We start from the raw sequence: 17,200 nt of genomic DNA, 5'->3' as shown, positions 1-17,200 counted from the left end.
CCCATCCGGCGCATCACGATGCGCCCTCCCGTTCTTCCCGGATTGCCAAAGGAAACACTGTCATGGACATGAAAACAGAGACAGCGGACGAGCTCGACGCTGCCGTCTTGCTGGCCACGCTCAAGGCGCTCAAGAAGGGCGACTTTTCGGTGCGCATGCCGTCGGACTGGACGGGGCTGGCCGGCAAGATTGCCGACACGCTCAACGACATCATCGAAACCAACGAGCAGATGGTCAAGGGCGTCACCGAGGTCAGCCAGGTGGTCGGGCGCGAAGGCCGCCTGTCGCAGCGCGCCTCGGTGCCGGCGGTGTCGGGCGGCTGGGCCGCCATGGTCAAGTCGGTCAACACCCTGATCGACGACCTGGTGCACCCGACCACCGAAATGGCGCGCGTCATCGGCGCGGTGGCCAAGGGCGACTTGTCGCAGACAATGTCGCTCGACGTCGACGGCCGCCCGTTGAAGGGCCAGTTCCTGCGCGCGGCCTCGACCGCCAACACGATGGTCGACCAGCTCTCGTCGTTCGCGTCGGAAGTCACGCGCGTGGCGCGCGAGGTCGGCACCGAGGGCAAGCTGGGAGGGCAGGCGAATGTGCCGGGCGTGGCCGGCACCTGGAAAGACTTGACCGACTCGGTGAACTCGATGGCCGGCAACCTGACTTCGCAGGTGCGCAACATCGCCGACGTGACCACCGCGGTGGCCAACGGCGACCTGTCGAAGAAGATCACGGTGGACGTGCGCGGCGAGATTTTGCAGCTCAAGGATACGATCAACACGATGGTGGACCAGCTGCGCTCGTTCGCCTCGGAAGTGACGCGCGTAGCGCGCGAGGTGGGCACCGAGGGACGGCTGGGCGGGCAAGCCTATGTGCCGGGCGTGGGCGGCACCTGGAAGGACTTGACCGACTCGGTCAATTCGATGGCGGGTAATCTGACGGCGCAGGTGCGCAACATTGCGGAAGTGACGACGGCGGTCGCGACCGGCGACTTGTCGAAAAAGATCACGGTGGACGTGAAGGGCGAGATCCTGCAGCTGAAGGACACCATCAACGTGATGGTGGACCAGCTCTCCTCGTTCGCTTCGGAAGTCACGCGCGTGGCGCGCGAGGTCGGCACCGAGGGCAAGCTGGGCGGCCAGGCGCAGGTGAAGGGCGTGGCCGGCACCTGGAAGGATTTGACCGATTCGGTGAACTCGATGGCGGGCAACCTGACCGCGCAGGTGCGCAACATCGCCGATGTGACCACGGCGGTGGCCAACGGCGACCTGTCGAAGAAAATCACGGTGGACGTGAAGGGCGAAATCCTGGAGCTGAAAAACACGATCAACGTGATGGTGGACCAGTTGAATTCGTTTGCGTCGGAAGTCACGCGCGTGGCGCGCGAGGTCGGCACCGAGGGGAGACTGGGCGGCCAGGCCAACGTGGGCGGCGTGGCCGGCACCTGGAAGGATTTGACCGACAACGTGAACTTCATGGCGTCGAACCTGACGGGTCAGGTGCGCAACATCGCGGAAGTGACCACGGCCGTGGCGCGCGGCGACCTGTCGAAAAAGATCACGGTCGATGTGAAGGGCGAGATCCTGGAGTTGAAGGACACCATCAACGTGATGGTTGACCAGCTGTCGTCGTTCGCCTCGGAGGTCACGCGCGTCGCGCGCGAGGTGGGCACCGAAGGCAACCTCGGCGGCCAGGCGTATGTGCCGGGCGTGGGCGGCACCTGGAAGGATTTGACCGACAACGTGAACTTCATGGCGTCGAACCTGACGGGCCAGGTGCGCAACATTGCCGAGGTGACCACGGCTGTTGCGCGCGGCGACTTGTCGAAGAAGATCACGGTAGATGTGAAGGGCGAAATCCTGGAGCTGAAAAACACGATCAACGTGATGGTGGACCAGCTCTCCTCGTTCGCCTCGGAAGTCACGCGCGTGGCGCGCGAGGTGGGCGTGGAAGGCAAGCTGGGCGGGCAGGCCAGCGTGCCGGGCGCCTCGGGCACGTGGAAGGATTTGACCGAGAACGTCAACCAGCTGGCGGCGAACCTGACGAACCAGGTGCGCGCGATCGCGGAAGTGGCCACGGCGGTGACGCGCGGCGACCTGTCGCGCTCGATCCAGGTCGAGGCGCGCGGCGAAGTGGCGGACCTGAAGGACAACATCAACGAGATGATCCGCAACCTGAAGGAAACCACGCAAAAGAATGCCCAGCAGGACTGGCTCAAGACCAATCTCGCGCGCTTCACCCGCTTGCTGCAGGGCCAGCGCGACCTGTCCGCCGTCACCACCCTGATCCTGTCGGAACTGGCGCCCTTGGTGTCGGCCCACCACGGCGTGTTCTACATGATGGACTCGGGCGACGACGACGCCCGCCTGCGCATGACGTCCAGCTACGGCTACCGCTCCAGCCGCAAGCTGCCGACCTCGTTCTTGCCCGGCGAAGGGCTGGTCGGCCAATGCGCGCTGGAAAAGCAGCGCATCTGGCTCACCAACGTGCCGCGCGATTACATCCAGATCTCCTCGGGCCTGGGCGCAGCGCCCCCGACCAACATCGTGGTGCTGCCGATCCTGTTCGAGCAGCAGGTGAAAGCGGTGATCGAGATCGCCTCGCTGGACCGCTTCACCGAAACCCATTTGTCCTTCCTCGACCAACTGATGGAAACCATCGGCGTGGTGCTCAACACGATCGAGGCCAACAGCCGCACCGAGAGCCTGCTGCGGCAATCGCAATCACTGGCGCAGGAGCTGCAGCAGACCAACCTGGAGCTGGCGGAAAAGGCGCGCTTGCTGTCGCAGCAGAACAACGAGGTGGAGCGCAAGAACCGCGAAGTGGAACAGGCCAAGCTGGCCCTGGAGGAAAAGGCGACGCAGCTGGCCCTGTCGTCGAAGTACAAGTCCGAGTTTTTGGCGAACATGTCGCACGAGTTGCGCACGCCCCTGAACAGCTTGCTGATCCTGGCACAGCAATTGTCGGACAACCCGGACGGCAACCTCTCCGAGCGGCAGGTGGAATTCGCCCGGACCATCTACGGTTCCGGCAGCGACCTGCTCACGCTGATCAACGACATCCTCGACCTGTCCAAGATCGAGTCCGGCACCGTCACGCTGGAAATGAGCGAGTACCGTTTCGAGACGCTGCGCGCTTACGTCGAGCGCACCTTCCGCCACATGGCCGATGCCAAGAAGATCGATTTTTCGATCGAGCTCGCGCCCACGCTGCCGCCGTCGATGATGACCGACACCACGCGCCTGCAGCAAATCCTGAAGAACCTGCTGTCGAACGCCTTCAAGTTCACCGGGCGCGGCCGGGTGGCGATGAGAATCGGCATGGCGCAGGGCGGCTGGAGCGCGGACAATCCGAATTTCGCGCAAGCCGACGGCGTGCTGGCGTTTTCGGTGACCGACACCGGCGTGGGGATTGCCGCCGACAAGCTGCAGCTGATCTTCGAGGCGTTCCAGCAGGCCGACGGCAGCACCGCGCGCAAGTACGGCGGCACCGGGCTGGGCCTGTCGATTTCCCGCGAGCTGGCGCGCCTGTTGCGCGGCGAGATCCGTGTCGAAAGCGAAATCGGCGTCGGCAGCACGTTCACGCTGTACCTGCCGTACAGCCGCGAAGGCCTGGTCTACACCGACCTGTCGGCGCAGCCGCGCCCGCAGGCGGCGCATGGCGGCGATGACGCGCAGGCGGACGATGCGCCGGTGCAGGCGATCGACGTCGTCGCGTCGCAGCCCCTCGTATCCTCGGGCGCCGGCGGCGAGGTGCCGGCCGACGACCGCGCGCTGGTGGCGCCGGGCGATCCGGCCGTGCTGATCGTGGAGGACGACCAGCAGTATGCGAAGTCGCTGCTCAACCAGGCGCGCGAGCACAACTTCAAGGGTATCGTCGCGCCGCAGCCCGATGCGGCATTGACCCTGACGCGCGACTACCTGCCCACCGCCATCCTGCTCGACATCGACCAGCCCGATGCCGACGGCTTGGCCGTGCTGGAGCGCCTGAAGCGCGACCCGGCCACGCGCCACATCCCGGTATGCGTGATGTCCGGGCACAACGAGCGCGAGCGCGTGCTGCGCCAGGGCGCCATCTCCTATCTGGACAAGCCGCTTTCCGCCGCGCGCCTGCAGGAAGAATTCGCGCGCATCCAGCAATTCGCCAAGAGCGGCAAGCGGCGGCTGCTGGTGCTGGAGGACGATCCGGTGCAGCGGCAGGCCATCGTCGACCTGATCGGCGACGGCGACGTGCATATCGACGCGGTGGGCACGGGACGCGAGGCGTTCGCGCTGCTGCAGGCGTCGCACTTCGACTGCATGGTGCTCGACCTCGCCCTGCCCGACATGCAGGGCGCCGACCTGCTCGACCGGATCGGCGCCGATCCGCGCCTGGCGGCGCTGCCGATCGTGGTCTACACCGCCGCCGACCTGGACGCGCCGGAGCTTGCGCGCCTGCAGCGCGTCGCCACCAGCGTCGTGGTCAAGGACGTGCGCTCGCCGGAAAGACTGCTGGCCGAAACCGCGCTGTTTTTGCACCGCTCGCACGACAGCCTGCCCGAGCCGCAGCGCCGCATGCTCGAAGAGGCTCAGGCGGCCGACACCGGGCTGGCCGGGCGCAAGGTGCTGGTGGTGGACGACGACCTGCGCAATATCTTCGCTTTGAGCTCGGCGCTGGAACGGCAGGACATGAAGGTGCTGTACGCGGAAAACGGCCGTAACGGCATCGAGGTGCTGCAAAGGGAGCCGGATGTCGAGATCGTGCTGATGGATATCATGATGCCGGAGATGGATGGCTACGACACCATGCGCGCCATCCGCAGCATCCCACAGTTCAAGGCGCTGCCCATCATCACCCTGACCGCCAAGGCGATGAAGGGCGACCGCGACAAGTGCATCGCCGCCGGCGCCTCGGACTACATCACCAAGCCGGTCGATATCGGCCAGTTGCTGTCATTGCTGCGGGTATGGCTGCACAAGAGCCGCTGAATCCGGCCTCCGTCCCCGCGCACACGGGGACGGGGCATGGCTACGGCGGCAATAGTGGCTTCCCCGGCATCCGCCGATATTGAACTCCGGCAAGTTTTCCCAGACTAACAGCACTCGACAGCCCCCGCCCCGCATGCGCACAGCGCGGGCGGCGTGGCAATCGTTCAATTCAACTGGGAAGATCAATGAAAGTAAGACATGTTTTTGCCGCGCTCCTGCTCGCCTGCAGCGTCGGCCAATCGGCGCTGGCACAGGAAGAACCGGCGGCGGATGCCAAGCCGGAAGCCGCCGCCGCGCCTGCACCCGCCGCTCAGGACAGCAAGCCGTCATCCCATCACGCGCACCGCGCGCGCCGGCATGCGGCGAAAGCCGCCACCCGGGAACAGGCACCGGGCGCATCGGGTGCGTCGGGCACGGCCGGCGCCGCCGCCGACGAGCCGGCCGCCAATGCCGAGCCGGCCAATATTGCGCCGGTTCATGCCGCGCCCATCAAGGCTGCGGACGATAGCGCTCCCGTCGCCTTGCCATCCCCTGCAAGCGTGGCGGCGGAAAAGGTCGCCGCGCCCGCGCTGGCGGCGCAGGATGTCCCTGCGCCCAAGCCCGCCGCCGCGCCGGTGCCGCCGGCAGCGCCCACGCAGCCCGGCTGGCTTGACAACTTCCTGTACCAGGTCAAGGCCACCGATGTCCTGCTCGTCCTGCTGGCCGGCCTGCTGGTGAGCATCGCGCGCGCCCAGTCGCGCCGCCTGGAGCAGACGGCGCGGGCCACCGGCGACACCGCGCAGGCGGCGGAAAAGACGGCGCGCACCGCGGAGAATGCGCTGGTCGCGGGGCAGCGCGCTTTCATGTTCCTGCGCGAGTTCAAAACCTTCCTGCATCTTGACGATGCCACCGGCCAGTACCGCTGGACGCTGCACCCGGTGTGGGAAAACAGCGGCAACACGCCGACCAAGGGGCTGGAGATCACCACCACGTATCGCTTGCTCGATGAACCGCTGCCGCAGGATTACGATTTTCCGGGCGACCGGCAGGACACGGTGAACGCCATCGCCGGGCCGCGCGCGCTGGTCGAAGGCACGCCCGGCAGCATCGGCGCCGAGGAACTGGCCGCGGTGCAGCAGGGGAAGAAGTACTTCTACATCTGGGGCCGCGCCGAATACCACGACATCTTCGAAGGCACCGGCAAGCACACCACCCGTTTTTGCAACCAGCTGATGCAGGTCATCGGCGACCCGGGCGCGCCGATCGGCGAGTACAACATGGTGCAGATGATGTTCGGTTTTCACAACGAGAACAACAGCGCCGACTGAAGATGCTTGGGGCAGCTTGAAGCAGGAATGCCCGCGCCATGGCGGGCGTTCTTCACGCCGGGCGGTGCCATCACGTCCCGCCCGGTGCGCTTCACCGATCGGTGTTACACTTGGGCCCGCGTTGGTCCTCTTGCCAGCCTGCGTGTCGACGCCCGCGATCAGATCCTCTTTCCGCGTTCATTTCCATCAGCGATTCCCCTTAGACTGGTTCGTGCCAAGCACGCAAGGCGGATTCCCGGAGCAATTCTCTATGCATTTCACCGATCTCGGCCTATGCGCCGACATTCTGCGCGCCGTTGCCGAACAAGGCTACGACAAGCCCACCCCGATCCAGGCACAGGCGATTCCCGTCGTGCTCAAAGGGCATGACTTGATGGCGGCGGCCCAGACCGGCACTGGCAAGACCGCCGGCTTTACGCTGCCGGTCCTGCAACTGCTCGGCAACCGTGCCGCCCCGGCGCGCAGCAAGCCGCGCGTTCTGGTGCTGACGCCGACGCGCGAACTGGCGGCGCAGGTCGAAGACAGCGTGCGCACCTACGGCAAGTACCTGCCGCTCAAGTCCGCCGTCATCTTCGGCGGCGTCGGCATGGCGCCGCAAACCCAGGCCTTGCGTTCCGGCGTCGATATCATCGTTGCCACGCCAGGCCGCCTGCTCGACCATGTCGGCGAAGGCAACGTCGATCTGTCGGGCATCGAGATTTTCATTCTCGACGAGGCCGACCGCATGCTCGACATGGGTTTCATCCACGATATCCGCCGCGTCGTCGCCCGACTGCCCAAGAAAAAGCAGACGCTGATGTTTTCCGCCACGTTTTCCGACGAGATCCGCGCACTCGCAGCGAACTACCTGCACAATCCGCAGCAGGTGGAAGTGGCGCCGCGCAACGCGACGGCCGACATGGTCGCGCAAAGCGTCTATCACGTCGACAAGGGCAGGAAGCGCGATCTGCTGGTCAAGCTCATCGAAGACAACGGCTGGCATCAGGTGCTGGTGTTTACCCGCACCAAGCACGGCGCCAATGCCCTGGCCGAAAAACTCGACAAGGCCGGCATCCGCTCCGCCGCGATTCACGGCAACAAGAGCCAGGGCGCACGCACCCGCGCGCTCGCCGATTTCAAGAGCCTGAAGCTGCATGTGCTGGTCGCGACCGATATCGCCGCGCGCGGCATCGACATCGATTTGCTGCCGCACGTGGTCAACTACGAGTTGCCGAACGTGCCGGAAGATTACGTGCACCGCATCGGTCGCACCGGACGCGCCGGCAGCGCCGGCCAGGCTGTGTCGCTGGTGTGCGTCGACGAGCACAAGCTGTTGCGCGATATCGAGCGCCTGCTCAAGCGCGAGATCGAGGTCAAGGCCATGGCCGGCTTCGAGGTCGACCCGCGCATCAAGGCCGAACCGATCGAAAACGGCCGGCGCAGCCAAGGGCGGCGCGGCCCTGCGCCCTCTGCCCAGCGCCAGCAACGTCCGCCGCAGCAACGCGCGTCGCAAGACGCCAAGGGTACCAAGGGCGCCACGCCGGCGACCAAGCCCGCCGGACAGCGCCGCAAGACGGAACGCGGGACCGGCGCGCGCAGCCGCGTCTCCTGACGCCCTGCGGGTTATTTGAATGCGCGGGCCTTGGACCGTTTATCGCGGTACATGGCCTTGTCCGCATGCTTGATCAAGTCTTCCGCTTCCAATCCGTGTTCGGGATAGAGCGCCGTGCCGATGCTGGTGCGCGTTTGCCACGCAAGGCCGTCGATGTGGACCGGCTGCTGCACGGCGCCGCGGATCTTGTCCGCGATGTGCGACGCATCGTCCGGCCCGTGCACCTCCTCCAGCAGCACCACGAACTCGTCCCCGCCCAGCCGCGCCACCGTGTCTTCCTCTCGCACGCACCGTGCCAGGCGTTGCGCGACTTCCTGTAGCAACAGGTCGCCGGCCGCGTGGCCGTAGCTGTCGTTGACTTGCTTGAAATCGTCGATGTCGAGGTACAGCAGCGCCAGGCGTCCCTGCTTGCGCTTGCATCTGGCCAGCGCCGAGGCCATGCGGTCGTGGAACAGGCGGCGATTCGGCAGGCCGGTCAATTCGTCGTGACGCGCCGCGCGCAGCAGCTCGCCGTTCAGGCGCTTGCGTTCCATCGCCGTCGCTACCTGCGCCGAGACGAATTGCAGCAGTTCCTTTTCCTTGTCGGAGTAGATCGTGCCCGGCAGGCTTTTCAGGACCAGGGCGCCGATCGCCTCCTGTTGAGTAATGAGCGGCAGCACCAGGCAAGCCCCGCTGCCGGGCATGGCGTTTTCGACAGGTGGGGTTAGCAGCAAATCATCGGCCAGCAGCAGCGGCTGCCCGCTGCCGATCACCTCGATGCAATACTGGCGCGCGGCCGCTTCCTGGATGAGCGGCGAGTTGCCGTGCAAATCCCTCTGGTACGCGAAGCCGAGCTGCTTGGTCCTGGGATCGTAGGTGGCGACGGCGAACCCGGCCAGCGGCACCAGTTGCGCGACGATGCGGTGCATTTCCCGGTACATGGCGCGCAGGTCGGTGGCGGCATGGGCCGCCTCGGACACGGCATAGAGCGCGGCCTGCATTTCTTCCGCATGCTTGCGTTCGGTGACGTCGCGCGCCACGCCGATGCGCAGCTGGTCCGCTTCCGACCAGCGGGCGGACCACATGATATGCGCCTGGCGGCCGTCCTTGCGGATATAGCGGTTTTCGAACCCGATGCGCGGGTGCCCGGCCATGACATGCCGGGCTTCTTCCAGGGTCCGCGCGCGGTCTTCCGGCACGATGAAATCCATCAGGGACCGGCCGATCAACTCGGCCGGCGTGTAGCCGAGGATACGCTCGCATGCCGCGCTCGCGTACACGACGTGCCCGCCGACATCGACCAGGAAGACCGCGTCGAGCAAGAGGTCGGCGATATTGGGCTGCAAGGCAGGCGCACTGGTATCCATCTGCCAAGAATATATCAATATCGCCGGGCGGAGTGCGCCCCGCCTGGCGACAGCGCCTTTTCCTGCGCTGCCTTGCCCAGCGTTACGCCACCGGCACGATTCCCGCTTTCGTCATCGTTTCCCTGGTCGTGCCGCTCAGGTGCGCGCGCAGCCACTTGTGCGCCGGGCTGCGCGTATCGCGTTCATGCCACAGCAGGTCGATGTGCATGTTCGGCATCGCGAACGGCAGCTCCTTCATCACCAGCGAGCCGCCGGGCATGCCGGTGGAGGCGATCAGGTGCTGCGGCAGCACCATGATCAGGTCGGAGGTGGCCACCACGCGCCCGGCGGTGAAGAACTGGTTGACCGTCAGCAGGATGCGCCGTTCGCGTCCCAGCTGCGCCAGCGCCTCGTCCACCAGGCCGTGGGCGCGGCCGGAAAAGCTCACCAGCACATGATTCGCCGCGCAGTAGGAATCGACCGTCAGCTCGCGGCCGGCCAGCGGATGGTTCTTGCGCATGACGCACACGTAGCGGCCCGAATACAGCTGCTCGTGCCGGATCGGCGAAACCGACACGTTCTGCTGGCCGCCGGCGAGCTGAGCGACGACGCCCGGGAAAAAGCCAACCGCCAGGTCGATGTCGCCTCGCAACAACATCGGGCGCGGCTCGCGCGTCGTCAGCGGCACCATGCGCACCATGATGCCCGGCGCCTCGCGCTCGATCGAGCGTACCAGCGACGGCAGCCAGAGCGCCGCAGTCGCGTCGGCCATTGCCATACGGAATGTTGTCTGCGCGCTGGCGATATCGAAGGTCTGTTCCGGCTCGATCGCTTCTTCCAGTTCCGACAGCGCGCGCCGCACCGATGGCCACAGGTTTTCGGCGCGTGGCGTGGGCTTGACGCCATGCGCGGTGCGGATCAGCAATTCGTCGCCGAGCGCGTCGCGCAGGCGCCGCAAGGCGTTCGAGACCGCGGGTTGCGTCATTGCAAGACGGCTGGCGGCGCGCGTCAGGTTTTGCTCAGTCATCACCGCGTCAAACACACGCAGCAGATTCAGATCCAGTGTCAGAAAGCTCATGGCAGCGCAAATGATTGATTATTAAAAAGAAAACGAATTTTAAGTTATTCACGAAGATTATAGCTGATATGTGGATTTGAAATTGGCTATATAACTTTCGTCTGTCTATAGTGCAATGCAGCAAAGAAAAAGTTGATTGGAGTAAATAATGTCTATCCTGACTATCGCCTTCCCCGCCCAAGCCGCACTGCCGGTTGCCGAAGCGTTTGCCGGCACCGCCATCAGCATGGCGCGCCCGCTGCTCGGTTTTTCCGTGCTGGCTGCCCTGTTCGTGATGTTCAAGCCGCTGCTGGTCGGCTTGCTGCGCGCCGCGTTGTTGGTCGTCAAGCCGCGCCGCACGCTGGAAGAACGCACTGCACGCCGCACCATGCAAGGCGTCCTGATGCTCAACCGCCTGGCGCGCGACTACGAAGGCACCCAGCCTGCCCTGGCCGCCGAATTGCGCGCCATCGCCGCGCGCGGCAATTGAGCGGTTGCACAGCACCATGACCACGCTGTTGCATGCATCTGTGGCTCCGACGCAACTCTTGCGCCGTTCGCGCGCGCTGGCGTCGATGTTGCCGGCATTGCTGTTGAGCGGGGTGGTCATGTTGGTGACGAGCGCCGTGCTGCGCCTGATGTGGCTGGGCGCCGGCAACGATTTCGTCGGTGCCTGGATGGAAGCCTGGCTGACGTCGTGGCCGATCGCCTTTCCGCTGACCTATGTGCTCGGTCCGGTCACGCGCTGGCTGGCGCGCAGTCTCAAGCAGGACGCCCGCGCCGCGTAGCGCACAAGTTGTCTCCTCCCCCTTTCATTGCAATAGGTGGATTGACCCCGCAGGCGCGAGCCTCGCGGGGTTTTTTTTCAGTCTCAGAAATGGCGCAGGCCGAGCGCCGCCTTGACTTCGTCCAGCGTGCTGGCCGCTACGGCGCGCGCCTTCTCGGTGCCTTCCCTGAGCACCTGCAGGATATGGCCACGGTCTTGCGCAAGCTGTTTGCGACGCGCGCGGATCGGTGTCAATAATTCCTGCAGGCAGTCTTCCAGGCGGCGCTTGACCAGGCTATCGGCCACCCCGCCGCGTACGTAGCGCGCCTTCAGCTCGGCCAAGCCCGCCTGGTCGGGGTCGAAGGCATCCAGATAGGTGAAGGCGACGTTCCCTTCGAGGTGGCCCGGGTCCTCGACCCGCAGATGCAGCGGGTCGGTATAGATTTTCTTGACTGCCGCGCGGATCTCGTCGGGCGTCGCGCCCAGGTTGATGGTGTTGCCGAGCGACTTGCTCATCTTCGCCTTGCCATCGATGCCCGGCAGGCGCCCCACCGGCGGCACCAGCGCGGTGGCTTCGACCAGCACGTCGCGGCCGGCGATGCGGTTGAAGCGGCGCACGATTTCATTGGTTTGCTCGATCATCGGCACCTGGTCTTCGCCGACCGGCACCAGCGTCGCCTTGAAGGCGGTGATGTCGGCCGCCTGGCTGGCCGGATAGCACAGGAAGCCGGCCGGGATGTCGCGCTCGAAGCCGCGCAGGCGGATTTCTTCCTTGACCGTCGGATTGCGCTCCAGCCGGGCCACCGTGACCAGGTTCAGGTAATAGAAGGTCAGCTCGGCCAGCTCCGGCAGCTGCGACTGGATGAACACGGTCGAGCGCGCCGGATCGATGCCCACCGCCAGATAATCGAGGGCGACTTCGATGACGTTGCGATGCACCTTGCCGGGGTCGTCCATGTTGTCGGTCAGGGCCTGGGCGTCGGCCAGCATGATGAATTGCCGGTAGTCGTGCTGGTAGGCCACGCGGTTGCGCAGGCTGCCGACGAAATGGCCGAGGTGCAAGGGCCCGGTCGGGCGGTCGCCGGTCAGGATGGTGGTATGGGCGGTTTGTGTCATGGAGGCTCCTTTGTCGGCCTCCACCAAGATGCGCAAAAACGAAAACGCCGCCCGATAGAGGCGGCGTTCATCGAAAATTACGTTGGGAAAATCACATCGCAATCCAGCAGCCGCGCTCGTTAGCGCGGCCACCAATGCAAACGGCGGTGAGATGTGAATAACAGCATGTGTTTATCGTCGCAGCGCGGCGCCTGCTTGTCAAGCAGCACCTTTACGCGAGTGCGCTACAGCGCGCTGATCAGCATCTGGGTATCGACCACACGCACGCTGCCGCGCACCAGCGCCTCGTCCTGCGGGAACCAGCGTTGTGCGACGTAGGGGGCGTAGCCGGTTTCCTCGCGTATCGCGAACTGGAAGATGGCATCCCATTCAGTGTCGCGCGGCATGACCCACACTACTTGCCGTCCGTTATAGGCGCGGATGCCGGCATGGCGCAGGTTGGCGCGCAGGCATTCGGCGCGTTGCTCGCGGCTTTTCGCATAGACGCCATGCGCGCCGGGCACGGGCAGCACGGCCGGCACGCGCTTTTGCTCCAGGCCGGCGGCGCCTGTCTTGAATCTGGCCCAGGGGCCGACCAGCGTCTGCCGGACGAAGTGCAGTTCTTCCTCGTTCAACGGTTCGTCCAGGTAATAGCAGGGCAGGATCAAGGCCATCGCAATGCATCCCTTCGGAAAAAGCAGCGTAGCTTGATTTAAACACTTTTGGATGCGCTTGTGCAGGTTCTGGCCAAGTGTTCAGTCTGCGGCAAGGGTAATTTTCTTCAATACGCGACACGCGCTCCCGGATAAGCTGCGGCGCTGGTATTTCAGGATAACGGACGCGAGGTCAACGGATGAGCGGCATTCTTTCCATGGCAGCATTTGCGCTGGCATCATCGATTTCCCCCGGCCCGGTCAATCTCGTTGCGCTAGGCGCCGGCGCCCGCTACGGCTTGCGCCCCAGCATGCAGCATGTGACGGGCGCGACGCTGGGCTTTACGCTGCTGCTCTTGCTGACCGGCCTGGGCTTGTACGAACTGATGCGCCAGTGGCCGCAATTGACCGATGCGGTTCGCTGGGCCGGCATCGCCTTCCTCTTCTTCATGGCCTACAAGCTGGTGAGCGATGACGGAACGCTGGATGCGGGCGGGCCGGCGCAAAGCCCCTCGTTCATGTACGGTGCAGCGATGCAATGGCTCAATCCGAAGGCATGGCTGGCTGCGCTGGCCGGCATGGGCGCGTATGCCATTGATGGAAACCGCATGCTGGTCTGGCAGTTCACGGCGATCTATTTCGTGATTTGCTACGGATCGATTGCGTGCTGGGCCTTGGCCGGTAGCATGCTGCGCAAATACTTGCATGAGCCCCGGCATGTCCGCTTGCTGAACCGCCTGATGGCCGCATTCATCGCCGTGAGCGCAGCCGGCCTGCTTGCGGCGTAGGATGCCGCGCCCGCTTATCCCCGATACTGGCCGGGCGTGGCTGCCACCAGCCGCTTGAATGCGCGCTGGAAATGCGCCTGGTCGGCGAACCCCGCCTCCAGTGCCAGGTCGGCAATCGCCTGGCCGCGTCGCAGCCGTGCGCGGCAGAACTGGATGCGGCGGTTGAGCAGATATTCATGCGGCGTCATGCCGTAGCGCTGCTTGAATGCGCGGATCAGGTAGGACGCGGAAAGATCGGCCGCCGTGCAAATTTCATCCAGCTTCAGGGTGCGCGTGCAATGCGCGTCGATGTATTCGGCGGCGCGCGCCAGTTTGTGGTTCGCTTCGGCCGGCACGCCGGGTGCAGGGTCGAGCTGTCGCTGCACTTCGGCGAAGAAGCTGATGGCAGCGCTATGCTTGTGCAACTGTTCTGCGCGCTCGTCGTTCAATATCGCGTACAGCTGGTTCAGGCCGGCGTACAGGCTGGGGCTGTATGTCACGCGCGTTGAAAATGCCCGCAAGCCCCGGTTCTTGCTGAAGCCCAGCTCGTGCTGCAGGCGATTGAGCCAGAGTGCATCCACGTAGAGCATGCGATATGACCATGGTTGGTGGCCGAGCGGATTGCAGGCATGGGCATCGCCCGGATTCATCACGACGACGGCGCCGGCCGCAATGCGTTCCCGAACCTTGCCATTGACATAGATGCTCTGCCCGCCAGTGACCGTCCCAATCGAGAACGTTTCGTGCGCATGCCGCGCATAGCAGACGGCGCGGCCGTCGTGAATGGCGCGGGCTTCTAGAAACGGCAGCGCCTCATCGCGCCAGAACTGGTGATTAGGGAGTACAGGAGGGGGCACGTCGCTGGTCTTGGTCGGTGAGTATGGTCGATGTGTTGCGCTCACTATAACGCCCCTTAAGCCCGCCCGCCAACCTCGGCGAATGCGCAGACAGGTGTCGCCGAGCAATACCGCTGCCGCCCACTAATCGTATCTGTTGCGCAACGCGCCTGCATGCGCCTGGTCGAGTTTCTGTTTCAGCCATAAAACCAAACCTTGCTGCCCTTGTCCAAATTCCCATTAAAAAATCAACAAGGTTATCCAAAGTGGACAGCGAGAATCCGCACATGCCAGATCCCTCCCCTGTTTTCGGAGAAGACAAGCCGCGCGGCAAAACAATCCTGCGCCACATCGCCCACCATCTCGTCAGCCTGTTCGGCGCGCTGTTCATCCTCGGTTTTGCCGCCGTCATCGTCGCCGTCGCGTATCTCGCCAAGATCGCGCCGACCACGCCCAGCGTCGCCGCCCTCCTGGCCGCGCGCACGGCCGAGCCCAGCATCCTGCTGTCGGCCTCCGGCACGCAGCTGGCCACGTTCTCGCGCGGCCAGCAGGAGCGCGTTCCGCTGGAGCGGATTTCGCCCTACGTGGTCCAGGCCCTGGTCGCCACCGAGGACCACCGCTTTTACGAGCATCGCGGCGTGGACTTCGCGCGCACGCTGTCGGCCGTCGTGCACACGCTGCAGGGAGACCAGCAGGGCGGCTCGACCATCACGCAGCAACTGGTGCGCAACATGTTCCCGGAAGAGATAGGCCGTTCGCGCACCATCGACCGCAAGCTGCGTGAAATCATCACCGCGCTCAAGATCGAACAGGCCTATACCAAGGAGCAAATCCTCGAAACCTACCTCAACACCGTGCCCTTCCTGTACAACGTGGTCGGCATCGAGATGGCGGCGCGCACCTATTACGACAAGCCGGCCGCCGAGCTCGACGCGCTGGAGAGCGCCACCCTGATCGGCATGTTGAAGGGCACCAGCTACTACAACCCGATCATCAATCCCGACCGCGCCTTAAAGCGCCGCAACGTGGTGCTGGCGCAGATGGTCAAGCGCAATGTGCTGTCCGCGGCGCAGTTCGACGCCATGCGCGAGCAGCCGCTGCAGGTCAAGCTCACGCGCCAGCCCGACCCGCTCGGCGTGGCGCCCCACTTCGCCGCCTATGCGCGCCGCTTCCTGATCGAGTGGGCCGACCAGCACGACTACAACCTCTATACCGACGGCCTGGTGGTGGAAAGCACCATCGACGACCGCCTGCAGGACGCCGCCGCCGAGGCCGTCGCGCGCCAGTCGCAGGTGTTGCAGAACATCGCCGACGTCGAATGGGGCCAGAGCGCCGAGCGCGTCGCGTCCCATGCGCCGAGCGCCTACGCCACGCTGCGCAAGCGGGTCGAACCGTTCCGGCATTTCTGGCAGGCGCGGCGCGACCTGCTCGACACCTTCATCCGCGAGACGCCCGAATACCGCAAGGCGCTTGCGCGCGGCCACAAGGATGCGGCGGCGCTGGCGCGCCTGAAAGCCAGCCCGAACTTCATGGCGCGCCTGCGCGAGGCCAAGACGCGGCTGGAGGCCGGCTTCGTCGCGGTCGAGCCGTTTTCCGGCGAGATCAAGGCCTGGGTCGGCAGCCGCGATTTCGACGTCGACCAGTTCGACCACGTCGCGCAGGCCGAGCGCCAGCCCGGCTCCACCTTCAAGCCGCTGGTCTACGGCGCCGCGCTGGAGCAGGGACTGAGCCCGGAGCGCGCCTACCTCGACCGCACCGTCGAGTTCCGCGCGCCCGACGGCTCGCTGTGGCGCCCCTCCGACATGGGCGGCGCGTCCGGCCGGATGATGAGCATGCGCGAGGGCCTGATCTATTCCAAGAACACCATCACCGCGCAAGTGATGCAGGATGCCGGCATCCCTTCCATCATCACCCTGGCGCGCGCCGCCGGCATCCGGCAAAGCCGGCTCGACCCGGTGCCGTCGCTCGCGCTCGGCACCAGCGCGGTGACGCTGCTGGAAATGGTGACTTCCTACGCCACCATCGCCCAGGTCGGCGAGTACCGCAAGCCGGTGTTCATCAAGCGCATCAAGGACCGCGACGGCCACGTGCTGGCCGACTTCCGCACCGAGGGTACGCAGGCCATGTCGGAAGACACGGCCGTCGAGCTGATTGACATGATGCGCGGCGTCGTCAAGCGCGGCACCGGCACCGTGGTGCGGGATCGCTTCGGCATCGTCGCCGACATCGCCGGCAAGACCGGCACCACGCAGAACAACACCGACGGCTGGTTCATCCTGATGCATCCGAACCTGGTGGCCGGCGCCTGGGTCGGCTTCAACGATTCGCGCGTGACCATGCGCAGCGACTATTGGGGGCAAGGCGGGCACAACGCGGCGCTGTTGGTGGGCGACTTCTTCCGCGACATGCTGAAACAAAAGCTCATCGATACCAAGGCGAAGTTCCCGCAGCCGAAACGTCCGCCGCCGCTGATCGTCGCCGCGCCGCCGCAGGATGCGGCGGGCGCCGACGTGTCGAGCTCTAGCGGCGACAGCGGCGCGCCCGATGCGGCGCCGCTCGACACGTCGGCGCTGCCGCCCGGCTATGGCGTGGTCACCACGCGCGACGGCAGCACGACGCTCGTCATCGGCCCGGACGGCATCGAAGCGGTGCGCCGGCGCGACGAGCAGTCGCCCAATGATGCACTGGGCAATTTCCTGAGCAAGCTGGGGCGAAGCGGCGCCGGGCAGGCGTTTTCGGAACCGGGGAGATAGGGGCCTGCGTCAAACCGCGCGCGGTGCGATCGAACGCGGCGCAATGCGTGCTGTCGTATTGATCATCCCCACGCACACGGAGTTCTCAC

Annotated in this window: 12 protein-coding genes; 7 read left to right on the top strand and 5 right to left on the bottom strand. The window is 65.2% G+C overall.

Annotated elements, in window-relative coordinates; genetic code table 11:
• Positions 1-62 precede the first annotated feature (62 nt).
• The 3 genes from FAY22_RS18605 (at position 63) to FAY22_RS18595 (ending at position 7,859) form a co-directional block, all read left to right on the top strand.
• Complete coding sequence (locus tag FAY22_RS18605) at positions 63-4,961, top strand: HAMP domain-containing protein (RefSeq protein ID WP_146331966.1); 4,899 nt, start codon at positions 63-65, stop codon at positions 4,959-4,961.
• Positions 4,962-5,146: 185 nt separating this feature from the next.
• Positions 5,147-6,268 carry a hypothetical protein gene (locus tag FAY22_RS18600; RefSeq protein ID WP_146331964.1) on the top strand — a complete coding sequence of 374 codons (1,122 nt, stop codon included), beginning with the start codon at positions 5,147-5,149 and terminating at the stop codon, positions 6,266-6,268.
• A gap of 250 nt (positions 6,269-6,518) precedes the next feature.
• Positions 6,519-7,859 carry a DEAD/DEAH box helicase gene (locus FAY22_RS18595; RefSeq protein WP_146331961.1) on the top strand — a complete coding sequence of 447 codons (1,341 nt, stop codon included), beginning with the start codon at positions 6,519-6,521 and terminating at the stop codon, positions 7,857-7,859.
• An 11-nt stretch (positions 7,860-7,870) separates the two neighbouring features.
• Here FAY22_RS18595 and FAY22_RS18590 read toward each other — a convergent pair whose 3' ends face one another.
• Positions 7,871-9,205, bottom strand: coding sequence for a GGDEF domain-containing protein (locus FAY22_RS18590; RefSeq protein WP_146331959.1), 1,335 nt, complete (start codon positions 9,203-9,205; stop codon positions 7,871-7,873).
• An 82-nt stretch (positions 9,206-9,287) separates the two neighbouring features.
• Positions 9,288-10,262, bottom strand: a complete 975-nt coding sequence (locus FAY22_RS18585; protein WP_146331957.1) for a LysR family transcriptional regulator — start codon at positions 10,260-10,262, stop codon at positions 9,288-9,290.
• A 148-nt stretch (positions 10,263-10,410) separates the two neighbouring features.
• Here FAY22_RS18585 and FAY22_RS18580 point away from each other — a divergent pair, with 148 nt between their 5' ends.
• Positions 10,411-10,731, top strand: a complete 321-nt coding sequence (locus FAY22_RS18580) for a hypothetical protein (RefSeq protein WP_146331955.1) — start codon at positions 10,411-10,413, stop codon at positions 10,729-10,731.
• A 16-nt stretch (positions 10,732-10,747) separates the two neighbouring features.
• Entirely contained in the window at positions 10,748-11,029 is a 282-nt protein-coding gene (locus FAY22_RS18575) for a DUF2798 domain-containing protein (protein ID WP_146331953.1), read from the top strand.
• Between the two features lie 83 nt (positions 11,030-11,112).
• Here FAY22_RS18575 and trpS read toward each other — a convergent pair whose 3' ends face one another.
• Both trpS and FAY22_RS18565 read right to left on the bottom strand, forming a co-directional pair.
• The gene (gene trpS / locus FAY22_RS18570) at positions 11,113-12,123 is read right to left on the bottom strand and encodes a tryptophan--tRNA ligase (protein ID WP_146331951.1); all 1,011 of its coding nucleotides are present in this window, start codon (positions 12,121-12,123) and stop codon (positions 11,113-11,115) included.
• 224 nt (positions 12,124-12,347) lie between these two features.
• Entirely contained in the window at positions 12,348-12,776 is a 429-nt protein-coding gene (locus FAY22_RS18565) for a hypothetical protein (protein ID WP_146331949.1), read from the bottom strand.
• Positions 12,777-12,955: 179 nt separating this feature from the next.
• On the opposite strand from FAY22_RS18565, the gene FAY22_RS18560 reads away from it, so the two are divergent.
• Positions 12,956-13,543 (top strand): LysE family translocator, encoded by a 588-nt coding sequence (locus FAY22_RS18560; RefSeq protein ID WP_146331947.1) that lies wholly within the window; start codon positions 12,956-12,958, stop codon positions 13,541-13,543.
• A 14-nt stretch (positions 13,544-13,557) separates the two neighbouring features.
• Here FAY22_RS18560 and FAY22_RS18555 read toward each other — a convergent pair whose 3' ends face one another.
• Positions 13,558-14,379: an AraC family transcriptional regulator gene (locus FAY22_RS18555; protein WP_146331945.1), complete on the bottom strand. Its 822-nt coding sequence runs from the start codon at positions 14,377-14,379 to the stop codon at positions 13,558-13,560.
• A 266-nt stretch (positions 14,380-14,645) separates the two neighbouring features.
• Here FAY22_RS18555 and FAY22_RS18550 point away from each other — a divergent pair, with 266 nt between their 5' ends.
• Positions 14,646-17,111 (top strand): penicillin-binding protein 1A, encoded by a 2,466-nt coding sequence (locus tag FAY22_RS18550; protein ID WP_146331943.1) that lies wholly within the window; start codon positions 14,646-14,648, stop codon positions 17,109-17,111.
• Positions 17,112-17,200: the final 89 nt, after the last annotated feature.

This window comes from Noviherbaspirillum sp. UKPF54, assembly GCF_007874125.1.
Classification (GTDB): Bacteria; Pseudomonadota; Gammaproteobacteria; order Burkholderiales; family Burkholderiaceae_D; genus Noviherbaspirillum.
Note: the sequence above shows the minus strand (reverse complement) of the source record. Positions and strands in the feature narration are given on the sequence as shown.